Source organism: Brevundimonas goettingensis, from assembly GCF_017487405.1.
Taxonomy (GTDB): Bacteria; Pseudomonadota; Alphaproteobacteria; order Caulobacterales; family Caulobacteraceae; genus Brevundimonas; species Brevundimonas goettingensis.
Map to the genome: position 1 here is coordinate 1,337,553 of NZ_CP062222.1, position 16,948 is coordinate 1,354,500.

The 16,948-nt window shown below is 68.2% G+C and carries 20 protein-coding genes; 15 read left to right on the forward strand and 5 right to left on the reverse strand.

Annotated features, from left to right (window positions below):
- Window positions 1–18: 18 nt before the first annotated feature.
- Window positions 19–2,055, forward strand: a complete 2,037-nt coding sequence (locus IFJ75_RS06655) for a TonB-dependent receptor plug domain-containing protein (RefSeq protein ID WP_207931822.1) — start codon at window positions 19–21, stop codon at window positions 2,053–2,055.
- Between the two features lie 71 nt (window positions 2,056–2,126).
- Window positions 2,127–2,531 (forward strand): hypothetical protein, encoded by a 405-nt coding sequence (locus IFJ75_RS06660; protein WP_207931823.1) that lies wholly within the window; start codon window positions 2,127–2,129, stop codon window positions 2,529–2,531.
- Here the strand turns inward: IFJ75_RS06660 and IFJ75_RS06665 are convergent, their stop codons facing one another.
- From IFJ75_RS06665 to IFJ75_RS06675, 3 genes are all read right to left on the reverse strand, one after another.
- The gene (locus IFJ75_RS06665) at window positions 2,532–3,095 is read right to left on the reverse strand and encodes a DUF1643 domain-containing protein (protein WP_207931824.1); all 564 of its coding nucleotides are present in this window, start codon (window positions 3,093–3,095) and stop codon (window positions 2,532–2,534) included.
- Window positions 3,096–3,315: 220 nt separating this feature from the next.
- Window positions 3,316–4,113, reverse strand: a complete 798-nt coding sequence (mazG, locus tag IFJ75_RS06670; RefSeq protein WP_207931825.1) for a nucleoside triphosphate pyrophosphohydrolase — start codon at window positions 4,111–4,113, stop codon at window positions 3,316–3,318.
- The gene (locus tag IFJ75_RS06675; RefSeq protein WP_207931826.1) at window positions 4,110–5,492 is read right to left on the reverse strand and encodes an MFS transporter; all 1,383 of its coding nucleotides are present in this window, start codon (window positions 5,490–5,492) and stop codon (window positions 4,110–4,112) included. The genes mazG and IFJ75_RS06675 overlap by 4 nt, the downstream gene beginning before the upstream one ends.
- A gap of 119 nt (window positions 5,493–5,611) precedes the next feature.
- Here IFJ75_RS06675 and IFJ75_RS06680 point away from each other — a divergent pair, with 119 nt between their 5' ends.
- From IFJ75_RS06680 to ygiD, 5 genes are all read left to right on the forward strand, one after another.
- Window positions 5,612–6,475: a M15 family metallopeptidase gene (locus IFJ75_RS06680; protein ID WP_207931827.1), complete on the forward strand. Its 864-nt coding sequence runs from the start codon at window positions 5,612–5,614 to the stop codon at window positions 6,473–6,475.
- A 3-nt stretch (window positions 6,476–6,478) separates the two neighbouring features.
- A complete protein-coding gene (locus IFJ75_RS06685; protein WP_207931828.1) occupies window positions 6,479–7,063 on the forward strand; it encodes a DUF805 domain-containing protein in 585 nt (194 codons plus the stop codon).
- Window positions 7,063–7,554, forward strand: a complete 492-nt coding sequence (locus IFJ75_RS06690; RefSeq protein WP_225897027.1) for a hypothetical protein — start codon at window positions 7,063–7,065, stop codon at window positions 7,552–7,554. Before IFJ75_RS06685 ends, IFJ75_RS06690 begins: the two co-directional genes overlap by 1 nt.
- A gap of 75 nt (window positions 7,555–7,629) precedes the next feature.
- A complete protein-coding gene (gene wrbA, locus IFJ75_RS06695; protein ID WP_207931829.1) occupies window positions 7,630–8,232 on the forward strand; it encodes an NAD(P)H:quinone oxidoreductase in 603 nt (200 codons plus the stop codon).
- Window positions 8,233–8,235: 3 nt separating this feature from the next.
- Window positions 8,236–8,997: a 4,5-DOPA-extradiol-dioxygenase gene (gene ygiD, locus IFJ75_RS06700; RefSeq protein WP_207931830.1), complete on the forward strand. Its 762-nt coding sequence runs from the start codon at window positions 8,236–8,238 to the stop codon at window positions 8,995–8,997.
- Here the strand turns inward: ygiD and IFJ75_RS06705 are convergent.
- On the reverse strand, window positions 8,994–9,233 hold the full coding sequence (locus IFJ75_RS06705; protein WP_207931831.1) for a hypothetical protein: 240 nt from the start codon (window positions 9,231–9,233) through the stop codon (window positions 8,994–8,996). The genes ygiD and IFJ75_RS06705 overlap by 4 nt on opposite strands.
- A 9-nt stretch (window positions 9,234–9,242) precedes the next feature.
- Window positions 9,243–10,802, reverse strand: coding sequence for an AMP-binding protein (locus tag IFJ75_RS06710; RefSeq protein WP_207931832.1), 1,560 nt, complete (start codon window positions 10,800–10,802; stop codon window positions 9,243–9,245).
- 183 nt (window positions 10,803–10,985) lie between these two features.
- Between IFJ75_RS06710 and lipA the strand changes: the two genes are divergently transcribed.
- The 8 genes from lipA (at window position 10,986) to IFJ75_RS06750 (ending at window position 16,861) form a co-directional block, all read left to right on the forward strand.
- A complete protein-coding gene (gene lipA / locus IFJ75_RS06715; RefSeq protein ID WP_207931833.1) occupies window positions 10,986–11,948 on the forward strand; it encodes a lipoyl synthase in 963 nt (320 codons plus the stop codon).
- Complete coding sequence (locus tag IFJ75_RS06720; protein WP_207931834.1) at window positions 11,945–12,289, forward strand: hypothetical protein; 345 nt, start codon at window positions 11,945–11,947, stop codon at window positions 12,287–12,289. The genes lipA and IFJ75_RS06720 overlap by 4 nt, the downstream gene beginning before the upstream one ends.
- A 2-nt stretch (window positions 12,290–12,291) precedes the next feature.
- On the forward strand, window positions 12,292–12,738 hold the full coding sequence (locus IFJ75_RS06725) for a type II toxin-antitoxin system RatA family toxin (protein ID WP_207931835.1): 447 nt from the start codon (window positions 12,292–12,294) through the stop codon (window positions 12,736–12,738).
- A 2-nt stretch (window positions 12,739–12,740) separates the two neighbouring features.
- A complete protein-coding gene (locus IFJ75_RS06730; protein ID WP_225897094.1) occupies window positions 12,741–13,859 on the forward strand; it encodes an NAD(P)/FAD-dependent oxidoreductase in 1,119 nt (372 codons plus the stop codon).
- Between the two features lie 136 nt (window positions 13,860–13,995).
- Entirely contained in the window at window positions 13,996–14,178 is a 183-nt protein-coding gene (gene rpmF / locus IFJ75_RS06735; RefSeq protein ID WP_207931837.1) for a 50S ribosomal protein L32, read from the forward strand.
- A gap of 113 nt (window positions 14,179–14,291) precedes the next feature.
- Window positions 14,292–14,900, forward strand: a complete 609-nt coding sequence (locus tag IFJ75_RS06740; RefSeq protein WP_207931838.1) for a hypothetical protein — start codon at window positions 14,292–14,294, stop codon at window positions 14,898–14,900.
- A 103-nt stretch (window positions 14,901–15,003) separates the two neighbouring features.
- Complete coding sequence (gene eno / locus IFJ75_RS06745; RefSeq protein ID WP_207931839.1) at window positions 15,004–16,281, forward strand: phosphopyruvate hydratase; 1,278 nt, start codon at window positions 15,004–15,006, stop codon at window positions 16,279–16,281.
- A gap of 262 nt (window positions 16,282–16,543) precedes the next feature.
- Window positions 16,544–16,861, forward strand: coding sequence for an FtsB family cell division protein (locus IFJ75_RS06750; protein WP_207932506.1), 318 nt, complete (start codon window positions 16,544–16,546; stop codon window positions 16,859–16,861).
- The last annotated feature ends 87 nt before the right edge of the window (window positions 16,862–16,948 follow it).

Genomic DNA, 16,948 nt, shown 5'->3' on the forward strand with positions numbered 1-16,948 from the left:
TCAACTAGAGGGGCGTTTATGACGGGGTGGCGTACAAGTCTGGCGGTGCTGGCCGGCCTGGCCTTCGCGGGCGAGGCGGAGGCCGGGCAAGACCGGACTGAACCTGCGGCGGCGGCTCGCTCCGGATCGGTCGTGGTCTATGAGCCGGCCTTCTTCGCCGGGGTTCAGCCCAACACAGCCCTGGACATGATCGAACGCCTGCCCGGCTTCGCCTTTGACAGCGGCGGCGACGTGCGCGGCCTGTCGGGCGCCCAGGGCAATGTCCTGATCGACGGCCAGCGGCCGGCCAGCAAGTCCGAGGATCTGGACGCCGTGATCCGGCGCATTCCCGCCGCCTCGGTCCTGCGGATCGAGGTGATCCGGGGCGGTGCGCCGGGCATCGACATGCAGGGCGCGCCTGTGGTCGCGAATATCATTCGCCGTCAGAACCATGCGCTGGAGGGGGCGATGGAGGCCGGCGTCGAGCGCCATGACGATGGTCGCTGGGCCGGCGAACTCGGCTTTTCGGCCAGCCGCAGCCTGTCGGACGATCGTCGGCTGGAGGTGGCCGGGGAGGTCTATCGCTATGTTGACGAGGACGCCGGCGACGGGACGCGCGCGCGCCGCGACGCCTCGGGCGACCTTCTTCGCCTCAGCGACGCCGACCAGACCGGGGGCGGGGACGGGGGCAAGCTGACCGCAGCCTGGCGTCAGCCATTGGGGGGAGGGACCCTCTCGGCAAACGCCCTGGCATCGACCGAGCGCTACGACTGGCGTCTCGACGAGCGGATCAGCGTCCCGGCCGCGGCCCGCTCGCGGATCGACGAGACCGAGGAGGATTCCGACATCGAACTCGGCGGGACCTGGGAGAGGCCCCTGTCCCGGGGGCGTCTGGAGATCATCGGCCTTCAGCGGCTGGGCTGGGAGACCGTCAACTCCGAAAGCGCCACCGAACGCTTCGACAGCGACCAGACCTCGGGCGAGAGCATCGGCCGCATCAGCCTGTCGCGCCGTCTGGGCGAGCGGCTGACGCTGGACGGCGGCCTGGAGGGCGCCTTCAACTGGCAGGAAGGCTCGGCCCGTTCGGAGGAAGACGGGGTCGTCATCGACCTGCCGTCCTCGAATGTCCGCGTCGAGGAGCGCCGGGCCGAGCTGTTCGGCACGGCCGCCTGGCGGCCTTCGGACAGGCTCTCGGTCGAGGCGGGCCTGCGGCTCGAGACCTCCAGCCTGACCCAGGACGGCGACGCCGCCGCCGACCGCACCCTGACCTACGCCAAGCCCCGCCTGATCGCCGTCTGGACCCCGGCCCCGTCCAGCCAGTGGCGGTTCCGCGTCGAGCGCGAGGCCGGTCAGCTGTCCTTCAGCGACTTCATCACCTCCGCCAGCCTCGACACGGACCAGATCTCGGCCGGCAACGCCGACCTCAGGCCCGCGATCAAATGGGTGTTCGAAGGCGTCTATGAGCGCCGCTTCTGGACCGACGGGGTCGCCAGCCTGACCGTTTTCCACGAGGCCATCGAGGACGCCATCGACCGCGTGCCCATCGTCTCGGGCTCCGAGGTGTTCGACGCGCCCGGCAATATCGGCGACGCCGAGCGCCGGGTCGCCCAGTTGCGGGTCTCGGCCCCGCTGGCCCGCCTGGGTCTTCAGGGCGGTCTGCTGAAGACCTTCGTGGAGTGGGCCCATACCGAGGCGACAGACCCCACGACCGGCGAGCGCCGCCGCATGTCCGGCTACAACCCCTTCGAGGCCGAGGTCGCCTTCACCCACGACCTGACCGCCCGGGGCCTGCGCTGGGGCGTCACGGCCTATTTCGGGTCGCCGTATCGCCAGTACCGCTTCGACGAGGTCGCCGAGGAGATGACCGATCCCTGGTGGTCGACCTTCATCGAGTGGAAGGCCCACCCGAACACCACGGTGACGCTGGAGGCCGAGAACCTGACCGGGCGGCGATACCGGCTGGACCGCACCCTCTATGACGGCCCGCGCGACCTCAATCCGGTCAGCCGGATCGAGCAGCGGCGCGAGAGCTTCGGCCCCTGGATCGGCCTGAAGCTGCGTCGGACGCTGGGCTGATCGCCATAATCGGCTCTGGCGTCCCCCGCCGGATCGGCCCAAAGGATCGGCCGAAGGACGGAGGCCCGCGCATGACCGATTTCGACGAAGATTCCGGCCCCGATTCCGGCGGTTACGACATCGACGACTGGTCGCGGCTGACCGCCTTCACCGGCCGGGTCGCGACGCTGGACGACGTCCAGGCCAAACGCGCCGTCTTCGCCCTCGACGACACCGACCGGCCGTTCCCGCTCGATCTCGACCTGCCCCAACCGGTGATCTGGTGGGAGGAGGACGGCGAACAGGCGGCCGTCGCGGTCCAGGCCGAATGCCACACCACCGCCGAGGGCGAGGAGATGGAGGTCGTCGGCCTGATCCTGCCGGCCGGGGAGGCGGCCATCGCCCTGCTGGAAGACCTCGACATCGTCGATGACACCGACCCGACCTGGCGAAAGCTGGTCGCGGGCGCCGTCGATCCGTCCGCCGCCGACGACTGATCAGCCTTCGAACGGCCTCAGGGGCGTATCCCCGCGCAGATACAGCGGGTGTTTCGGGCTGCCGTCGCCGTTCTGGCCGAAGCACCACAGCGCGACCCCGTCGGCCCTCAGGGCCTCGATCAGGGCGCGGCCAGCGGGCGCCAGCGCCTTGTTCAGCTTGCCGTGGCAGACGACCACCTTGCCGGCCTTAGCCGCTTGCGCCCGGATGGCCGGCAGGTTCTCGGGCGACACGGCCTCGACGCCGGGCGCCAGAAGCATCTTCGGATCGGTGGCGCGATAGTCGCCCACGTTCGCCTTGACCATGGCGTCGAAGCCCTCGCGCCGGGTGAAGGTCCATTCGCGCGCACAGGTCGGGTCGTTGACCATCGCATCGGCGGTTGAGGGGTTCATGCCGATGAACAGCATATAGCGCTCGGGAAAGGTCTCCCCCGTCCAGCGCCGCATCAGCTGGCGATACCGTCCGTCCGCGCTGAACGCCGCGTCGCCCTTCACTCCGGGCATCAGTGCCAGCCGCACCTTGCCGCCGGGGTCGTGCCCCTCGGGACTGGAATTCTCGGCGGTCATTATGCGTGCTCCCGGGATTCGAACAGGCGCCGACTCGGGCCGTGTTAGACTTCGGTTCTGGTCTTTGACATCCGGGGCTCGCTCGCAAGCCCCTTTGCACGCCGGTTTTCGGCGAGCCGTTTCCGGCGCACGCGGCGAGACGCAAGATCAATGACTTGTCGGCGGTTCTTCGCAATTCGCTTCCGAATTGCACCTTTTGCACTCGGCTTTTTGAGTGCAATCAGCCCGCCGGACCGGCCTTCTCCGCCACCTTGGCCGCGTCCCACAGGCCGTCCATCTCGGTGAGGTCGGACTGGTCGGGCGTGCGGCCGTCCTTCGCCAGCTCGGCCTCGATGAAGCCGAAGCGGCGCACGAACTTGGCGTTGGCGTCCCGCAGCGCGTCCTCGGGCTCGACCCCCAGCTTGCGGGCGAGGTTGGCGACAACGAACAGCAGGTCGCCCATCTCCTCACGGGCCTTGTCCAGGTCCCCCGCGGCGATCTCGGCCTTCAGCTCCCCGACCTCCTCGTCCAGCTTGTCGAAGACCTCGTCGGTGGAGGGCCAGTCGAACCCGACCCGCGCCGCCCGCTTGGTCAGCTTGGCCGCACGGGCCAGGGCGGGCAGACCGACGGGCACGTCGTCCAGCACCCCGTGCTGCGCCTTGGCCGCGCGCTCGGCCGCCTTGATGTCCTCCCAGCGCGCCTTCTGCTCGACGGCGTCCCCCTTTGCGGCCTCGTCGGCGAAGACGTGCGGATGCCGCCGCACCAGCTTGTCGGACATGGCGTTGGCCACGTCGTCGAAGCCGAACAGCCCGGCCTCCTCGGCCATCCGGGCGTGGAAGACGGTCTGGAACAACAGGTCGCCCAGCTCGGACTTCAGCTCGCCCATGTCGCCCCGCTCGATGGCGTCAGCGACCTCATAGGCCTCCTCGATCGTATAGGGGGCGATGGTGGCGAAGGTCTGCTCCAGGTCCCACGGACAGCCGCCGTCCGGGTCCCTCAGCTTCGCCATGATGCCCAGCAGGCGATCGATCGGGGTCATGCAGCCGGACCCTCGGCGTCGCGCGCCTCCAGCGCCTGCCGGATCTCGTCATGGCGAGCAGGCGTCAGCGGATAGCGGCGCAGGATCACCGCCGCCGAGGCGATCAGCAGGGCCGGCACGGCGATGAACAGGACCTGCAGCACCAGCAGGGACGTCGGGCTGTTGCCCCCGGCCGGCGGCTCGGCCTGGAAGCCGACCCAGCCGAGGACGACATAGGGGATCAGGGCGAAGACGTGGCCCAGCTTGGTCGTGGCGCTGAGGATGGAGAACATCAGGGCCGTGCGGTCGACACCCGTCTCCAGCCGCACCTCGTCGCCCGCATCGGCCATCATGGCGCGCAGCAGGAACAGCCCGGCCGCATAGGGCAGGCCGGCAATGAACATGGCCACCGCCGTCAGGGCGAAGCTGCCGCCGGGCAGCAGGGTCGCCACGACATAGAGGGCTGCGAAGATCAGGCTGGCGATAGCCAGGGCCCGGTGCTTGCCGATCCGCGTCGCCAGCTTGGCCCAGATCGGCGCGCCGCACAGCCCGCCGACGAAGTAGAGCAGCATGAAGATCGAGGCCGCCGCCTTGTCGTAGCCCTTCACCTGATCGAAGAAGAAGAACAGCAGGGCCCCGGTGATGCCCGGCGCGACGCCCAGCACCACGTCCGAGGCCAGCAGCCGCGCCACCGTCGGGCGTTTGACGATGTCCCAATAGGCCTTCAGGCCGCCGTGGGCGGGCGCCCCCGCATTGACCGGCTCGGGCACGGCGAACAGGGCCAGGCCGATGGTTACGGGCAGGGCGACGACGATGGCCCAGCCCATGACGTGGACCCCGGCGACATAGTCCCCGAGCCCCAGCTGCACCACGGCGGCGGGCAGGATCAGGATGGCGATGACGCCGATGATGTTGAACGCCTGCCACCAGGCATAGACCCGGCTTCGCTGGTCGTACTGGGGCGCCAGCACCGCCGCCCAGCCCAGCTGGCTCAGGGTCCCGACCGAGAAGCCGATGTAGAGCACCAGCAGCCAGGCGAAGAGGTAGAAGGGACCCGCGCCCGGTTTGACCATGACGAAGACCATCAGGGCCGCCAGCATCAGGATCGGCGTCGAGGCGGCCATCCACGGGCGATAGCGTCCGAACCGCGTCCGCGTCCGGTCCATCGCCGCCCCGATCAGCGGATCGGCGGCGATGTCGAAGGCCCTGACCGCCATGAAGACGAAGCCGACCATGGCGATGTCCAGCCCGACGTGGGTCGCATAGTACTCCGGCAGGGTCACCGGCAGGGCCACCCCGAACGCCGCCAGCGGCAGGCAGACGGTCGAGAAGGCCGCCAGCACGGCGTTGGAGCGGCGCGGCGCTGCGCTCGCGGGGGCAGGGGCGGGGACGTCGGTCATGCGGGCGTCTCGGGCGGCCGGCCGGAGGATTCGGCCCGTCCCGTTATCGCAGCATTGCGGGCGGGCGCAGAAGGCCAATTCCGCTTGCGGCCCGGCCCGTCCTCAGGCTTCCTCGCCGCATGGGTATGCGCGCCTTCCTGTCGGCTCTCGGAGCCCTGTCGCTGATGGCCGTCGCGGGCGCGGCGAACGCCCAGTCCTGCGACCGCTCCGGAGCGCCGTGGTCGGGCCCGGCCTTCTCCAACGCGGTCTCGGTCTACACCCTCGAATGGTCGCCCTTCGGCAAGCCGGAGATGGGCTGGGAGACCTATCTCCCCCTGCTGCAGCGCGAGCTGCGCACCGACTGCGCCCCCGGCACGCCCGACTTCGCCGCCGCGCTCGCCGCCTTCCAGGGGCGCTACGCCCTGACTCCGACCGGCGTCTTCGATCAGGAGACCTTCGCGGTGCTCAAGGGCGTGCTGCAGGAGCGCCGGCCCTTCGTCATGGCCCGGACCCGCGACGAATGCCCCGAGCCGCCGCCGCTGAACCAGCTGGGCTACCTCTCGCCGGAGGAGGAGCACGCCGACCGCCTGACCCGCCTGCTGCGCCGCGACACCCTCGAGGCCTATCGCGCCATGGCCGCCGCCGCCCGGCGCGAGGTCCCGGCCATCGCCGCTGATCCCGAGCTGCTGCAGATCTTCTCGGGTTTCCGCGACCCGGAGGCCGACGCCGCCCGCTGCGCCGCCGAGGCCAACTGCGACGGCGTCCGCCGCGCCGCCTGTTCGCCCCACCGCACCGGCGCCGCCGTCGACCTCTATGTCGGCCATATGGAGGGGATGGGCGTCGACTCCACCGATCCCGCCAGCCGTCTCTACATGACGCGGGGCCCCACCTACCGCTGGCTCGTCGCCAACGCCGCCCGCTTCGGCTTCGTCCCCTACCTCTACGAGCCCTGGCACTGGGAGTTTGTCGGGACCTCGGCCGCCCGTTACGCCGCAGGATCCTGACCCATGCCCAACCCGATCACGCACAATCTGAGCCGCCTGACCGACTTCAAGGGCCGTGACACACGCGGCCAGTTCTGGCCCTGGGCGGCGTGCGTCGTGGGCGGGATCATCCTGATCTGGTTCGTGGCCGTCGGCTCGGTCTTCGGGTGTATGGTCAGCCAGATGACCGCCTATGCCGAGGCCCATCCGGACCAGGCGACCGTAACCACCGCGGACGGCTCCACCTCCATCGCGATCGAAGGCTCTCATCCCGAGTTCATACCGGACTTCGGCGTCCTGTTCTGGATCCTGGGCGGGATGGTGATCGCGGCCGTGGTGCTGCTGGCTGCGGCGGTCGCCCGGCGGCTTCATGACCGCGGGAGGTCGGCCTTCTGGGGTCTCGCGCCCCTGCCGTTCCTCACCTTCGGTCTGGTCGCCGTACCGGCGGTGATGAACGAGATCACGACCGGCGTGGAGCCCGACATGCGGCTGTTCCTCGCCATCTTCCTGAACAACATCTGCTATCTGGCGGTGCTCCTCACCCTGATCATCCAGTTGAGCGGTGCGGGACAACCCGAGCCCAACCGCTTCGGCCCGCCGACCGCCTGATGCCGAGAACGCGGCCTCTGACGACCGGCGAACAGGGGCTGGCCCGCTCCGTCTTCGCCGAGGCTATCCCGCTGGAGACCGTGCGGCTGCTGGCCAGCCCGTTCGAGCGCGCCTTCGTGCCAGGCATGCTGTGGGGCAGGGGCTGGATCGTCTGGCCGGGGCGAGATCTGCCCGCCGACATCGCGCTCGCGCCCGTCTCGCTGCAAGCCACACTGATCCATGAGCTGGTCCACGTCTGGCAGGCCCTGAACGGCGTGAACCTGCTGCTGGCCAAGCTCAAGGCGGGTGACAGCGCCGCCTCCTACGCCTACCCACTTGATCCGGCCTGCGGCTGGGACCATCTCAACATCGAGCAGCAGGCGACCGCGGTGGAGCATCGATTCCGCCTGTCGCGCGGCCAGAAAATGCCTGCGCACTCCGCTTTTTACGACCAGTTGTGTCCGTTTCCGAAACCCCATCCCGAAACCCAGAGTTTCGACCTTGAGGCTTGAACCGCGCGCGGGATGAGCTAAATCCGCTACCGACGCTGTTACTGAACCGCGTCCCTCATTCTCAAGGAGCGCCCCATGGCGAAGGTTCTGGTTCTCTATCATTCCACCTACGGCCACCTCGAGACGATGGCCAAGGCCGTCGCCGAAGGCGCGGGCTCGGTCGAGGGCGTGACCGTCGACATCAAGCGCGTCCCCGAGACCGTGCCGGACGAGCTGGCCAGGGCCTCCCACTACAAGATGGATCAGGAAGCCCCGATCGCCACCGTCGACGACCTGAAGAACTATGACGCCATCATCGTCGGCGCCGGCACCCGCTTCGGCACCGTCGCCTCGCAGATGCGCGCCTTCTGGGACCAGACTGGCGGCTTGTGGTTCTCGGGCGGCCTGATCGGCAAGGTCGGCGGCGTCTTCACCTCGACCGCGACCCAGCACGGCGGCCAGGAATCGACCATCCTCGGCTTCATCCCGACCCTGCTGCACCACGGCCTGGTCGTCGTCGGCCTGCCCTATAACTATCAGGAGCAGATGACGCTGGAAGCCATCCACGGCGGGAGCCCCTACGGCGCCACCACCATCACCGGCGGCGACGGCTCGCGTCAGCCTTCGGACATCGACCTCGGCGGCGCCCGCCACCAGGGCAAGCACATCGCCGAGATCGCGAAGAAGCTGCACGGCTAGGCCATGACGACCCAACCGGCGATCTTCTTTGGTCACGGCTCTCCGATGAACGCGCTGGGCGGTCCCTATACCGCCGCCTGGCGCGACCTGGGCGAGGCGGTCGGCAAGCCGAAGGGCGTGGTCATGATCTCGGCCCACTGGGAGACCCGTGGGCTGGGCGTCACGGCCCAGGCGCGGCCTGAGACCATCCATGACTTCGGCGGCTTCCCGCCGGCGCTGCATGCGGTCCAGTACCCTGCACCGGGATCGCCGGAGCTGGCGGCGCGCGTCGCCGAACTGGCCGGCGCCATGCCCGTCGAGCAATGGGGTCTGGACCACGGCACCTGGTCGGTCCTGGTCCATGTCTGGCCGGAGGCGGATGTGCCCGTTGTCCAGCTGTCCCTGAACCGCGACCTGACCGCGCGCCAGCACTATGAGCTGGCCAAGGCCCTGCGCCCGCTGCGGGAGGAGGGGATTGTCATCGCCGGCTCCGGCGACTTCGTCCACAACCTGCGCACCTGGAAGCGGACCGGGGACGACGGCCCCTATCCCTGGGCGACCAGCTTCAACGACGCGGTCAAGGCGGCCTTCGTCAGCGGCGATCACGACGCCCTGATCGACTGGGTCGACCTCGCCGAGGAGGCTGAGCTCAGCGTCCCGACTGACGAACACTATCTGCCGCTGCTCTACATCGCCGCCCAGCAGAAGCTCGGCGAACCGGTGACCTTCTTCAACGACGAGATTACTGGCGGCTCGATCTCGATGACGGGCGTGCGGATCGGCTAGGGGGCGGGCTCCCAGAACGACCACACGCCGTTGGACGCCTCGGTCGCGGCGAAGGTTACGGGCTTCGGCCAAGGCGGGCCGCCGATCTCATAGACCGGCACGGCCTCGCCGTTGTGCGGCAATGGGTCCGTCGAGCCGACGCGTGTCCATTGATGCTTCCACACCGACAGGCCGCCGACCTTGGCGTCGTCGCCTTCAAGCCCCTTGTGGACGTGGACCCAGCCGCGATCGGTCATTGCGGATGGTCAGGCCGCCTCGACCATCTTCTGGATCGCCACATAGTCGGTCTTGCCGGTGCCCAGCACGGGGACCTCGGCGACGGTGATGATCTTCTTGGGGATGGCCAGTTCGGGGGCGCCGTGGTCGCGGGCCCATTCGGACAGGCGGCCCGAGGAGGCGTCCTTGTGGTCCGTGACCAACACCAGCTTCTCGCCCTTGCGGCTGTCGGGGACGGCGACGACAGCATGGCGGTTGTCGGGCCAGACGGCCGAGGCCAGGCCTTCCACGGCGGTCAGGGAGACCATCTCGCCGCCGATCTTGGCGAAGCGCTTCACCCGGCCGAGGATGGTGACATAGCCCTCTTCGTCGATGTCGACGATGTCGCCGGTGTCGTGCCAGCCGTCGGCCAGCGGATCCAGCCCCTCCGGGTCGTCGGGGGAGATATAGCCTTCCATGACGTTCGGGCCGCGCAGGTACAGACGGCCGCCGCCGGTGATGCCGGGGACTTCCTCAAGCCGGTATTCGATGCCCGGCAGGATCTGGCCGACCGAACCCGGCCGGTTACGATCCGGGTGGTTCACGGCGACGACAGGCGCGGCCTCGGTGGCGCCGTAGCCCTCCAGAACCATCACCCCGCCGAACTTGGTGTTGAACAGGTGACGCGTCTCGTCGCGGACCTTCTCGGCCCCGGCGACGGCGAACTGCAGGGTGGCGAAGTCGCCGGGCTCGGCGACGCGCGCGTACTGGTTCAGGAAGGTGTCGGTCGCGAACAGGATCGAGGCCTTCACCTGGGGTAGCAGGTCGGTGATCTGTTTGGCGTGCAGCGGCGAGGGATACTCGAACGCCTTCATCCCCTGCAGCAGCGGCAGAATGACCCCGCCCGTCAGGCCGAAGGAGTGGAAGGTCGGCAGCGGGTTGAACATCACCCATTCGGGCTTCAGGTCGATGTGCAGCGCCACCTGACGGGCGTTGGCGACCAGGTTCTTCTGGCTCAGCACCACCCCCTTGGGCGCGCCGAAGCTGCCCGAGGTGAACAGGACCACGCCCGGGCCGTCCGGATCGGTCTTCGTGCGGAAGCGTTTGGGCGCGATGCCGGCGGCCAGGCCGAACAGCTTGTCGGGCAGGCCGATGGTGGCGCGAACGTCGTCCAGCCAGGTGATCTCGGCGACCTTGCCCAGGGCGTCAGTCAGCTCGTCCAGCTTGGCCTGCTGGATGAAGCGCTTGGCCGAGAGGATGCGTTTGACGCCCGAGGTCTGGAGCGCCGCCTTCAGATTGGCCTCGCCGGCGGTGAAGTTGAGCATCACCGGCACCCGGCCGAAGGCGTGCAGGCCGAAGAAGGTGACCACAACGCCCATCGACGACGGCAGCAGCACCCCGACCCGCTCGCCCGGCTCGGTCATGGCGGCGATCTTGCGGCCCAGCACGAAGGCGGCGCGGATCAGGCCGGTGTAGGTCAGGGGCTTGCGGTCCTGGTCCTCCAGGATCTCCTTGTCGCCGAACCGGGCCCGCGCCGCGATCAGGGCGTCGAACAGGGTTTCTTCATACACGGCCGGCTTAAGGGCGCTGGAGTTCGGGGCGAACGGCAAGCGGTAATCTCCTCCGGGAAGCTCGCACGGCTCCCTCGCATCAGGCGGCGGAACCTAGTGCCCTCGGCGCGGCTTGAAAAGATAAGTTACGTCGCGTGAAGCCGTTCCCGCCTGCGAACGCTGAAACCAGTCGTGCTGGCCGCCTGCCTTGCCTTCCGGGCCCGGAAAGACGAAATACCGGCCATGGTCACCCTGATCGACACCCTGAAGACGTCGCCTTCGGCCCTGCGTCACCCCGAGAAGCAGAACCGCCCGGAATCGGCGGTGCTCAAGAAGCCCGACTGGCTGCGGGTCAAGGCGCCCGGTTCGGGCCAGTACAATGCGACCAAGGACATCGTCCGCTCCAAGGGACTGGTGACGGTCTGCGAAGAGGCGGCCTGCCCGAACATCGGCGAGTGCTGGAGCCAGAAGCACGCCACCCTGATGATCATGGGCGACACCTGCACCCGGGCCTGCGCCTTCTGCAACGTCAAGACGGGCCTGCCCCAGCCGCTGGATCCGGAAGAGCCCGGCAAGGTCGGGCTGGCCGTCCAGCAGATGGGCCTGAACCACGTGGTGATCACCTCGGTGGACCGCGACGACGTCGCCGACGGCGGCGCCGTCCACTTCGCCGAGGTCGTGCGCCAGATCCGCCTGCAGGCGCCCCAGACCACCATCGAGATCCTGACGCCCGACTTCCTGCGCAAGGACGGGGCGGCCGAGGTGATGATCGATGCGAAGCCCGACGTCTTCAACCACAACCTCGAAACCGTGCCGCGCCTCTATCTGAAGATCCGGCCCGGCGCCCGCTACTTCCACTCCCTGCGCCTGCTGCAGATGGTCAAGGAGCGCGACCCCAACCAGTTCACCAAGTCCGGCATCATGGTCGGCCTGGGCGAGACCAAGGAGGAGGTCATGCAGGTCATGGACGACATGCGCTCCGCCGGCGTCGACTTCATCACAATCGGTCAGTACCTGGCCCCGACCCGCAAGCACGCGGCCATCGAGCGCTTCGTAACGCCGGAAGAGTTCAAGGCCTATGAGGCCATCGCCCGGGCCAAGGGCTTCCTGATGGTCTCGTCCAGCCCCCTGACGCGCAGCTCCCACCACGCCGGCGACGACTTCGCCCGCCTGAAGGCCGCCCGCGAAGGTCAGAACAGGCGTTGAGTACTGACGCCGCCCCGGCCTGGAGCCTTCTGTTCCGGATCGGGCTCTTCGCGGCTTTCGCCGATGTCGCCCTGCTGACGACATTGACGGCCGGGCCTCTGCCTTTGAGCGCCAACCCGGTCTGGCTGACCTATGTCGCCGTTGTGGTCGGGATCGCCCTCATCGCCCTGGTGCTGCGCAGGACCGGTCGCCTTCAGCTGGCGGCTATCGTCATTGCGGCCGAGCTTGTGCCATTGGCATTCTGGTGCGTGCTGTTTATCGGCATGACCAACGGGATCGACGTTCTGGAACGGCTTTCTCCCAATCCGCCGAGCGTCGCCGCTCCCCGACCGACAGACTGAGTTTGGCTCTCCACCGCGTCACCCGCATCCTGCCCTACGAACCCGCCCAGCTCGCCACGCTGGTGGCGGATGTGCGCGCCTATCCCGAGTTTGTGAAGTGGGTGACCTCCATGCGCGTCTGGAACGTGCGCGAGGAAGCGCCCGGCGTGACCCTGCTGGACGCCGAGGCCCAGGTGGGCTTCTCCTTCCTGAAGGAGCGGTTCTCGACCTGGGTGCGCCATGACACCAACCTGCCGCGCGTCGAGGTCGGCCTGATCCGCGGGCCGTTCAAACATCTGAAGAACCGCTGGGACTTCCATGAGGACCCGGCCGGGACACGGCTGGAGTTCATGATCGACTTCGCCTTCAGGAGCCCGATCCTGAACGCGATGCTCCAGGCCAACTTCGATCTGGCCGTCTCCAAGCTGATCTCCAGCTTCGAGGCCGAGGCGAAACGCAGGTACGGATGACCATGGCCTTCGACTTCGACGTGACCGTGGTGGGGGCAGGGGCCGTGGGCCTCGCCTGTGGACGGGCGCTGGCGAAGCGCGGCCTGACCGTCCTGGTGCTGGAGAAGGAAGGCCATATCGGTCAGGGCGTCTCCTCGCGGAACTCCGAGGTCATCCACGGCGGCCTCTACTATCCGACCGGCTCGCTGAAGGCCCGCTTCTGCGTCGAGGGCCGTCGGGCGCTCTACGCCTTCCTCGAAAGCCACAAGATCGACTACCGCAAATGCGGCAAGCTGGTCGTGGCGACGGAGGAAGGCGAGGTCGAGCATATCGAGCAGATATTCCAGCAGGCCAAGACCAACGGCGTCGAGGGGCTGGAGCATCTGACGGGCGCCCAGGCGCGGGCCATGGAGCCGGCCCTCAACGCACACGCCGCCATCCTGTCGCCCGAGAGCGGCCTGTTCGCCAGCCACGACTATATGCTGGCCCTGCAGGGCGAGATCGAGGACGCGGGCGGTTCGGTCGTCCTGTCGACGCCGTTCGAGCGCGCCGAGCTCCTGCCGGGCGGCGGCTTCACGATCGTCGCCGGAGGGGAGGGCGGCGCCACCCTGACGACCCGGCTTCTGGTCACCGCGCCGGGGCTGCAAGCCCAGCACGTCGCCGCCCTGATCGAGGGCTTCCCGGCCGACCGCATCCCGGCCGGTCATTTCGGCAAGGGCGTCTACTTCCGCCTGACGGGCAAGGCGCCGTTCGACCGGCTCATCTATCCGCCGCCCATCGCCGGGGCGCTCGGCACCCACTATCGCAAGGATCTGGGCGGTCAGGCTGTGTTCGGGCCGGACCTCGTCTATGTCGAGACCGAGGACTACTCCGTCGACCCGGCCAAGGCCGAGGAGTTCGCCCGCTACATTCGCCGCTTCTGGCCGGGCCTGCCCGACGGCGCCCTGACGCCCGACTACGCGGGCATCCGGCCCAAGCTGCATGGCCCCGGCGAGCCCCAGCCCGACTTCCAGCTGCGCGGCGCCGAGGACCATGGCATCGACGGCCTCATGGCCCTGTTCGGCATCGAAAGCCCCGGCCTGACCAGTTCTCTCGCCATCGGCGAGGCGGTCGCGGAACGGCTGGTCGATCAGGGTTCCTGAGAGGCGAAACAGCCTCTTGAAACTTACGGCGGGTTCCGGCATAAGCCCCCGCTCGCAGGCGGCTCACCGATGGGCCGCCGCTTCTGTTTTTCGCGTTTCCCTTCCGGGAGCGCCGAGCCCTGAGATTGAGACGGACATGGCTGTTCCGAAGCGCAAAGTATCCCCCTCGCGTCGCAACATGCGCCGCGCCCACGACGCCCTGACCTCGAACGCCTACACCGAGGACAAGGACACGGGCGAGCTGCGCCGCTCGCACCACATCGACCTGAAGACCGGCACCTACCGCGGCCGTCAGGTTCTGACGCCCAAGGAAGACTAGTCTTTTCAGGCGCTTGGCCGCTGATGCGGCTGACCGGGAATTGAACGGCGCGCGATAGCCTCGCGCGCCGTTTTCGTGCGTTACAGTCCGGCTTCGATCCCCGGAGCCCGCCCATGATTCGCCGCGCCGTCGTCCTGACTACCGTCGCCGTCCTCGCGCCCGTCGCGATCCTGGCGGCCTGTGACCGGTCGAAGCCGGCAGAGACGGCCGAGGTCGCCGTGACCCGCGCGCCCGCCGAAGAGGCCCCCGCCGATCCGAATCTGCTGACGCCCGACGGCATCGGCATGATTCGCATCGGCCAGAGCGTGGGCGAGGTCCAGGCCCTGTCCGGCATGTCCGACACCCCCATCAACGACCCGTCGGGCTGCAACATCTTCCACCCGTCGCGCGCGCCCGTCGGTCTGGTCGTCATGGCCGAGGCGGGCCACGTCACCCGCATCAGTCTGCACGAAGGCGCGACGGTGAAGACGGCCAGGGGGTTCGGCGTCGGCTCGGAAGGCTCGGCCATCAAGGCGGCCTATGGCGGCGGCGTCATCGTCCAGCCCGCCAAATACGAACCGGCCCCGGCCCAGGACCTCTATGTCTGGGCCAGGGGCGGCTCGACCCAGTATGTCGCCGATCCCGAGGCGCGCGGCGTCCGCTACGAGGTCGGCGCCGACGGCAAGGTCGCGGCGGTCCATGCGGGCGGCCCGTCGATCCAGCTGGCCGAAAGCTGCGGCTGACACCGCTCTCATTCTGTCACAGCGCCGGTTCTGGGTTTGAGTTTGAGCGGTCGCGGGCTAAACCCGGGACCATTCCCGAAATCATCCGCCAGAGCCGCGCCTAATGACCGACATCGCCGACATCGTCGCCCGCCAGATCCTCGACAGCCGTGGCAACCCTACCGTCGAGGTCGATGTGACCCTGGATGACGGCTCCTTCGGCCGCGCCGCCGTGCCCTCGGGCGCCTCGACGGGCGCACACGAGGCCGTCGAGTTGCGCGACGGCGACAAGGGGCTTTGGGGCGGCAAGGGCGTCCAGAACGCGGTCGACGCCGTCAACGGCGAGATCTTCGACGCCCTGTCGGGCATGGACGCCGAAGACCAGCGCCGCATCGATGAAGCGATGATCGCGCTGGACGGCACCGAGAACAAGGGCCGCCTGGGCGCCAACGCCATCCTCGGCGTCTCGCTGGCCGTGGCCAAGGCCAGCGCCATCTCGGCCGGCCTGCCGCTGTATCGCTACGTCGGCGGCGTCTCGGCCCGGGTCCTGCCGACCCCGATGATGAACATCATCAACGGCGGCATGCACGCGGACAACCCGATCGACATCCAGGAGTTCATGATCCTGCCGACCGGCGCCGAGAGCTTCTCGGAAGCCCTGCGCATGGGTTCGGAGATCTTCCACGCCCTGAAGAAGGCCCTGAAGGACGCGGGCCACAACACCAACGTCGGCGACGAGGGCGGCTTCGCCCCGAACCTTGCCTCCGCCGAGGAAGCGCTTAGCTTCATCACCAAGGCGGGCCAGTCGGCCGGCTATCTGGCCGGTGAGGACTTCCATCTGGGCCTCGACGTCGCCTCGACCGAGTTCTTCAAGAAGGGCAAGTACGAGCTGACCGGCGAAGGCAAGTCCTTCGACGCCGACGGCATGGTCGGCTACCTGGCCGACCTGTGCGAGCGCTTCCCGATCGTCTCGATCGAGGACGGCTGCGCCGAGGACGACTTCGACGGCTGGAAGCTGCTGACCGAGCGTCTGGGCGACCGTATCCAGCTGGTCGGCGACGATCTGTTCGTGACCAACCCGGCCCGTCTGGCCGCCGGCATCGGCGAGGGCCTGGCCAACTCGATCCTGATCAAGGTCAACCAGATCGGCACGCTTTCGGAGACCCTGGATGCGGTCGATATGGCCAACCGCGCCGGCTACACCTCGGTGATGAGCCACCGTTCGGGCGAGACCGAGGACTCGACCATCGCCGACCTGGCCGTCGCCACCAACTGCGGACAGATCAAGACCGGCTCGCTCGCGCGCTCGGATCGTACGGCCAAGTACAACCAGCTGCTCCGCATCGAAGAGATGCTGGGCGACCAGGGCGCCTATTACGGCGACGGCATGTTGCTGAAATAAAAAGGGAAGGGGGGGGCGCTCGCGGCCTGTCCACCGACAATCGTCGTTCCTGCACAGTCCCGCGCGTCGGTCGCCCCGACACGCGGGACTGTCTGTTTTAGACTGCCTGCAAGCCCGCCCATTCGCGGTTCGTCGAATCCCGGTTTCACGATTGAAACAAAGGTTACGAACTTATGGCCAAGCTACCGTTTGTTAGGCATTTTCGGTCATGTTCAGGCAACTGTACCCACGCTCAGAAGGAGCGTTCGCTTTGCCCGAACGGATGAAACCGTATTCCCTGTCCGCCTTCCTGTTGCTTTTGTTCGCCTACCTCGGCGTTCAGGCGATGACGGGTGAGCGGGGCCTGCTCAGTGGCCATGCCCGCGACGCCCTGCTGGCCGAGCGCGAGGCCCAGCTCACCGAGCTTAGCCAGAAACGCGCCGACCTGGAGGTCCGCGCCCGCTATCTGCGAACCAATAGCCTGTCGCGCGACCTGCTCGAGGAGCGGGCCCGCGTCGTGCTCGGTTTCGCCGACCCGCGCGACTATGTGGTCCATGTTTCGGCCTCCGCGGCGCCGAGCACAAAAGTTATGGCTTCCTGAACTATTGTTACAGCCGGACCGGCTCGCTTTGCGTTATCTGATCGAAGGCTGCTAAAGCCGCTTTCCGTAACGATAAGAAGCCCTGAA